Genomic DNA, 5,655 nt, shown 5'->3' on the forward strand with positions numbered 1-5,655 from the left:
GCTCCGGAGCAACTTTACAAGGTTACCATCTTGTTGACTGTTGTCAACTCCATGTTTTCCACTTGTTTACGTCTCTTGAATTTCGTTCCCTTTCGGGCTTTCCGTTCAAGCGGCGCGAGAAATAACTCTACACGTCTTTGAGGTGAACGCAAAATCGGGCGCATGGCCCGTTATTCATCCAAACTTCCCTGTCATTACGGGAATTCGTGGCTCGTTGAGCTGGTCTCCGAGAAAAACCGTCAAAAACATTCTTATGAAGCAGCTCACGCTTAAAGCAGTTGGGCCTGCTTTCCCGCGGAATCACAGGAAACAGGCCCAACAGAAAAGAAAGAACTTACTTGCTTTCGGCGTTACGCAGACGCGAAACCTCGTAAAGCGAGATGCCGACGGCCATGGATGCGTTCAACGACTCCATGGCCGAGTCGATCGGGATCGAGACAATCGCATCGCAGTTCTCGCGGACCAGGCGCGAGAGTCCCTTACCTTCCGAACCGACCACGATGCACAGTGGGCCGGTAGCCAGTTCCAGATTCGGCAGATCCATATCTCCGCCGGCGTCCAACCCGATGACGAAGATGCCTGCGGCCTTGATTTCCTTCAGCGCGTTGGTCAGGTTGCTGCACTTGGCCACTGGCACACGTACCGCTGCTCCGGCACTGGTTTTCCACGCCGAAGCGGTCATGCCCACACTGCGCCGCTCGGGGATGATCACACCGTTTGCGCCGAAGGCCGAAGCCGAACGGATAATCGCGCCTAGGTTGCGCGGATCGGTAATGCCATCCAGCGCAATGAACAGCGGCTGGGTACGTGAGTAACCGCGGTCGTAGTCTTTGACCGACTTCTGCACCAACTGCACGGCGTCTTTGTATTCGTACGGTGGGATCTGCAGGGCCATGCCCTGATGAATCGCGCCGTCGGTGATGCGTTCTAGCTCCGGCTTGCTCACTTCCATCAGCGGAATACCCTGAGCGGCGGCGAGTTTCAGCGACTCGCGCACTCGGTCATCAACTTCGATGCGGATGGCTACGTGCAGTGCCTTCGCCGGAATGCCGGCGCGCAACGCTTCAACGACCGAATTACGGCCGGTCACCATCTCGGCATTGACCTTAATCCGGTCGTTGCGCTTAGCCGCGCTGCGCTTGGTAGCTGCGCGGTCGGCCAGCTCCTTGGTGCGGTAGGCCTTGTGGTAAGGACGATCCTCGGCTTTCGGGGTCGGGCCTTTGCCCTCCAGGGAACGGCGGCCCTTGCCGCCACTTCCCTTGGTTGGGCCCTTCTTGCCCTTGCGAACCGCTCCCGCGCGTTCTTGAGGATTACTCATTTGATGTGTCCTTTGTTTTGAATTCTTCGTATGGCCGCGGGTGCGGTTACTTCGTCAGGGTCCAGCGGGCCCCGTCCGCGGAATCAACAACGGTGATGCCCGCGGAGGCTAGCGCGTCGCGAATGGCGTCTGATCGAGCCCAATCCTTAGCGGCTCGCGCCTGGGTACGTTCGGCCAGTTGTGCCTGAATTAGCGTGTCCAGCGCTTCGGTTTCGGCACTTCCCTGCCCGGTGCCGACGCTACGTGCATCGTCCAGTCCAAGAACCTGCGTCATGGCAAGTACCTGGTCGAGCGCCTCGGCTACAGCCTGTTCTTCGTTCGCATCCAGTGCGGCGTTGCCGCGGCGGACCGTCTCATGAAGCACAGCCAAGGCCATCGGCACGTTCAGGTCATCATCCATGGCGAAGCCGAAAGCTTCGGGTACCGAAGTAGCTTCCACGCTGAGCCCGGTATTGGCGGCTCGGTACGTGGCGTTGGAAATGAAAGTGTCGATGCGTTCTACGGCGGCAGCAGCTTCGGTGAGCGAATCGGGACGGTAATCCAGCTGCGAACGGTACTGCGCCTGACCTAGGAAGTAGCGCACCACGCGAGGTTCGGCCAGCTGCAGCATTTCTTCCGGGGAGATGGTGTTGCCAATGGACTTGCTCATTTTTTCCCCGGCATAGGTGACCATGCCGTTGTGCATCCAGTAATTGGCAAAGCCCTGACCGGCGGCGGTTGACTGCGCCAATTCGTTCTCATGGTGCGGGAAGCGCAAATCTAGCCCACCACCGTGGATGTCGAAGTGCGTGCCGAGGTACTTGGCGGCCATAGCCGAGCATTCTAAATGCCAGCCCGGTCGCCCGCGGCCCCAGGGGCTCGTCCACGACGCGGTGTAGGGATCGCTTTCCTTGTGTCCCTTCCACAGGGCGAAGTCCCGCGGATCTCGCTTGCCACGCGGATCGGCGTCGGCGGCAGCCTGCATATCGTCGATTTTCTGTCGGGTCAGTGAACCGTAGGCCTCGAAGGAGCGTACGTCGAAATACACGTCTCCGGAGTCATCGGTGGCCGGGTAGGCATGACCGCGGGAGATCAAGGTTTCGATCAGCTCATGCATTTCGGTGATGTGGCCGGTAGCGCGTGGCTCATAGGTCGGTCTGCGTACTCCGAGCGCTGCATAGGCGTTGGCAAACTCTTGTTCGAAGCGGTAGGCCAGCGCATACCAAGACTCCCGTGGCGGGTAGTGCTGATCCGCGGCAAATTCCTCGGCGAAGGAGTTCGACGACTTTTCCAAAATCTTGTCGTCGATATCGGTCACATTGCGCACGGTGGTGACGGTAAAGTCCCGGTATTCCAGCCAGCGCACCAAGATGTCGTAGGCAATAGCGCTGCGCACGTGGCCCACGTGCGGCATGCCCTGCACAGTTGCGCCACAGTAGTACAGCTTGACTTCGCCGTCGGTTAACGGCTTAAAGTCTCGTACGGACGCAGTCTTGGTGTCATAAAATCGCAGGCTCACATCTTTAAGGTTATCCGAAGAAACCGGTGGTTGTGCGGGGATGCGACAAGGAACGCACTGACGCGTTGTTTACTGCCCTGCCCGAGTGGCCGGATAGACCAGTGCGGTGGCGTATGCGGTGACCCCGATGCCCTCCCCCTCGTAGCCCAATCCATCGCTGGTGGTTGCGGTGACGCTGACTGGGGCACCAAGGACTTCAGAGAGCAGTTGATTGGCTTCTTCGCGGCGCGCCGCGAAGCGTGGACGGCGGGCCACGAACTGCACCGCCACGTTGCCGATCTCGAACCCCGCGCCTCGGACCAGACGCGCAGCTTCTGCAAGCAGGCTCACACCGCTTGCCCCGGAAAATTCGGGTCGATCCACCCCAAAGTGGGTTCCCAGATCGCCAATCCCGCTGGCGGAGAACAATGCGTCGCAGGCAGCGTGGGCTACCGCGTCCCCGTCCGAGTGTCCCGACAGACCGATATCGTCGGGGAAGAAGAGGCCTGCCAGCCACATCTGCCGTGATGGGTCGGTGCTGACCGCGTGCACGTCGATGCCATTGCCGATGCGTGGGATGGCCAAGTTTTTCTCCAGGTTCTTCGTTGCGGCGGTGGCGAACAATCGACCCACGGTATCCAAATCCTCTGGGTGGGTGACCTTCAGCGAACGCGCATCGCCAACCACGACGTGCACTTCAACCCCGCGGACGCGAACGATCGAAGCGTCATCGGTGACGCGGGCTAATTCTTCGGAACTGTAATGGTCGAGTTGCGCATGAGCATCGATGAGGGTCTGGGCGTCGAATCCCTGCGGGGTTTGCACCGCCCGCAAGGTGCTGCGATCCGGCGTTTCTACGACAATCGGCGAACCAAGGCCCGCCTCCGTGCCGACCACGCTGATCGTGTCGGTCACCGCCAGGGCCGGGATGACTGCCTGGATTGCGGGCTTGCGCAGCTCGGCGAGAATCAGCTCGTATTGGGATACCGGGGCGAAGGCGCGTGCCGCGTCATGAACCAGGATTCGCGTGATCTGCGCGGAGACCGCGGCCAGACCATTGCGCACCGAGGCCGCGCGGCTGTTCCCGCCGGGGACTGTACGCACCAGCGACGGGTAGTAGGCAAGGCGTTCGGTAAGCCGGGAGTCCTTCGGCGGAACCACCACGATTACGTCTTGGACTCCGCCCACTTCGAGAATGCGATCCAGTGCATGCTCAGCCAACGATTTGCCGTGGACCTCGACTAACGCCTTGGGCATACCCGCACCTAGGCGAGTCCCCAAGCCAGCCGCTACCAGGATGACCGCTACCGATTCTTCTCGTTGCTCACTCACGAATCCCAGCTTATCCCGCATTAGAACTGCGGTTAAATGACTAAACCGTGGGTCGCTTTCCAGCGTCCCACGGTTACTTGTCGTTCGGCATCAGGCTTCGATGACTCGACGAAATTTAGGCGGAGGCCAAAACTTCGTCCAGCAGGCCTTCTGCCTTGGTCTCGTCCAGGTCCTTGGCAAGAGCCAATTCGCTGATCAATACCTGTCGGGCTTTGGAGAGCATACGCTTTTCGCCTGCGGACAGGCCACGGTCATTCTCACGGCGCCAAAGGTCACGAACGACCTCTGCCACCTTGATGACATCACCGGAGGCAAGCTTTTCTAGATTTGCCTTGTAACGACGCGACCAGTTGGTCGGCTCTTCAGTAAATTCAGCACGAAGGACATCGAACACATGGTCCAAACCTTCCTGACCTACCACGTCACGCACGCCAACGAGATCAACGTTCTCTGCTGGAACCTCGATGGTCAGGTCGCCCTGAGCCACCTTGAGCTTGAGATACATTTTCTCTTCGCCCTTGATCTTGCGCATTTTGATCTCTTCGATCATTGCCGCGCCGTGGTGCGGGTAGACAACAGTCTCGCCAACCTCAAAAACCATGTGAATAAACCCCTTTCCCACCTCCCAGTCTACCACGGGCACGCTCTGGGAAATCTTCACCATGACCTCAATAACCCCGAAAAGACGCGGAATTCCCTCTTCCACTTGCGGGAGAAACGTGGTATGAAGTTAACAGGTTGCGCGGCTAACCCCTCTCCCACAAGCCGCCACAACTTATCTACAACTTGTCGAAATCGATGTGTTGCCCGTCGCTAAATCACGTTCTGGCGCGAATTACGGTTAGGCTTAGTACCAGTCGTGGTCTTCGCGTTGCCCCGCGCCTTGGGCGCGGAACACCGATAAATGGCCACGAAACCCGCAACTCATTATTCTCACCGAGGAGTTAGTGTCGTGATCACCGCACGCATGACCGCTGGACGTCGTATCGCTGCGTCCCTAGCCGTGGCTGCCCTGGCATTCGGTGTCACCAGCTGTGGCGCCATCAACCAGCAGGCGACTACCACCCAGTACAACGCATCCGATGGCATCCACGTTGATGTTGCCGACGCCGAGGTTCGCAACCTAATGTTCGTCGCAAACACCGACGCTTCCGAGGCCCGCCTGATCGGCTCAGTGGTCAACGACGCAGACAGCGCAGTAAGCGTGAGCATCAAGGCCGGCTCGGCCTCCGCCGTGACGATCGAGGTTCCGGCCAACGAGGTCATCAAGTTGGAAGACGACGCGAACGAAACCGTCATCTCCTCGCTGGGCGTCAACCAGGGCGAGCACGCAGTCACCATCTTCACCGCGGACGGCGAAACCGTCGAGTTCAGCGTTCCGGTAGTCGACGGCACCCTCGCCGAATACCGCGACTTCGTCCCGGGCGGATACGACTCGGCCACCACCGAACACCTGAAGCCAGTGGAGCACGAATCCACTTCGGGCCACTAGGCGCTTTCTAAACGACAAAGGCTTCGGCCTTCGAGA

5 protein-coding genes are annotated in these 5,655 nt (G+C 59.3%); 1 reads left to right on the plus strand and 4 read right to left on the minus strand.

Annotation, left to right across the window (positions count from 1 at the left end; genetic code table 11):
* Positions 1-334: 334 nt before the first annotated feature.
* The 4 genes from rlmB to CIK76_RS16645 all read right to left on the minus strand — a co-directional run bounded on the left by rlmB (position 335) and on the right by CIK76_RS16645 (position 4,728).
* On the minus strand, positions 335-1,318 hold the full coding sequence (gene rlmB, locus CIK76_RS16630; RefSeq protein WP_096288490.1) for a 23S rRNA (guanosine(2251)-2'-O)-methyltransferase RlmB: 984 nt from the start codon (positions 1,316-1,318) through the stop codon (positions 335-337).
* A 46-nt stretch (positions 1,319-1,364) separates the two neighbouring features.
* A complete protein-coding gene (cysS, locus tag CIK76_RS16635; RefSeq protein WP_096288493.1) occupies positions 1,365-2,816 on the minus strand; it encodes a cysteine--tRNA ligase in 1,452 nt (483 codons plus the stop codon).
* 69 nt (positions 2,817-2,885) lie between these two features.
* The gene (gene ispD, locus CIK76_RS16640; protein WP_255248524.1) at positions 2,886-4,127 is read right to left on the minus strand and encodes a 2-C-methyl-D-erythritol 4-phosphate cytidylyltransferase; all 1,242 of its coding nucleotides are present in this window, start codon (positions 4,125-4,127) and stop codon (positions 2,886-2,888) included.
* Between the two features lie 115 nt (positions 4,128-4,242).
* Entirely contained in the window at positions 4,243-4,728 is a 486-nt protein-coding gene (locus tag CIK76_RS16645; protein ID WP_096288501.1) for a CarD family transcriptional regulator, read from the minus strand.
* A 351-nt stretch (positions 4,729-5,079) separates the two neighbouring features.
* Here CIK76_RS16645 and CIK76_RS16650 point away from each other — a divergent pair, with 351 nt between their 5' ends.
* Entirely contained in the window at positions 5,080-5,619 is a 540-nt protein-coding gene (locus CIK76_RS16650; RefSeq protein ID WP_096288498.1) for a hypothetical protein, read from the plus strand.
* The last annotated feature ends 36 nt before the right edge of the window (positions 5,620-5,655 follow it).

Source organism: Glutamicibacter sp. BW80 (genome assembly GCF_002332385.1).
Classification (GTDB): Bacteria; Actinomycetota; Actinomycetes; order Actinomycetales; family Micrococcaceae; genus Glutamicibacter.

Bases quoted from the DNA above. Each gene is read 5' to 3' on its own strand.
- rlmB (WP_096288490.1), bottom strand. From the start codon at position 1,318: ATGAGTAATCCTCAAGAACGCGCGGGAGCGGTTCGCAAGGGCAAGAAG.
- CIK76_RS16645 (WP_096288501.1), bottom strand. From the start codon at position 4,728: ATGGTTTTTGAGGTTGGCGAGACTGTTGTCTACCCGCACCACGGCGCG.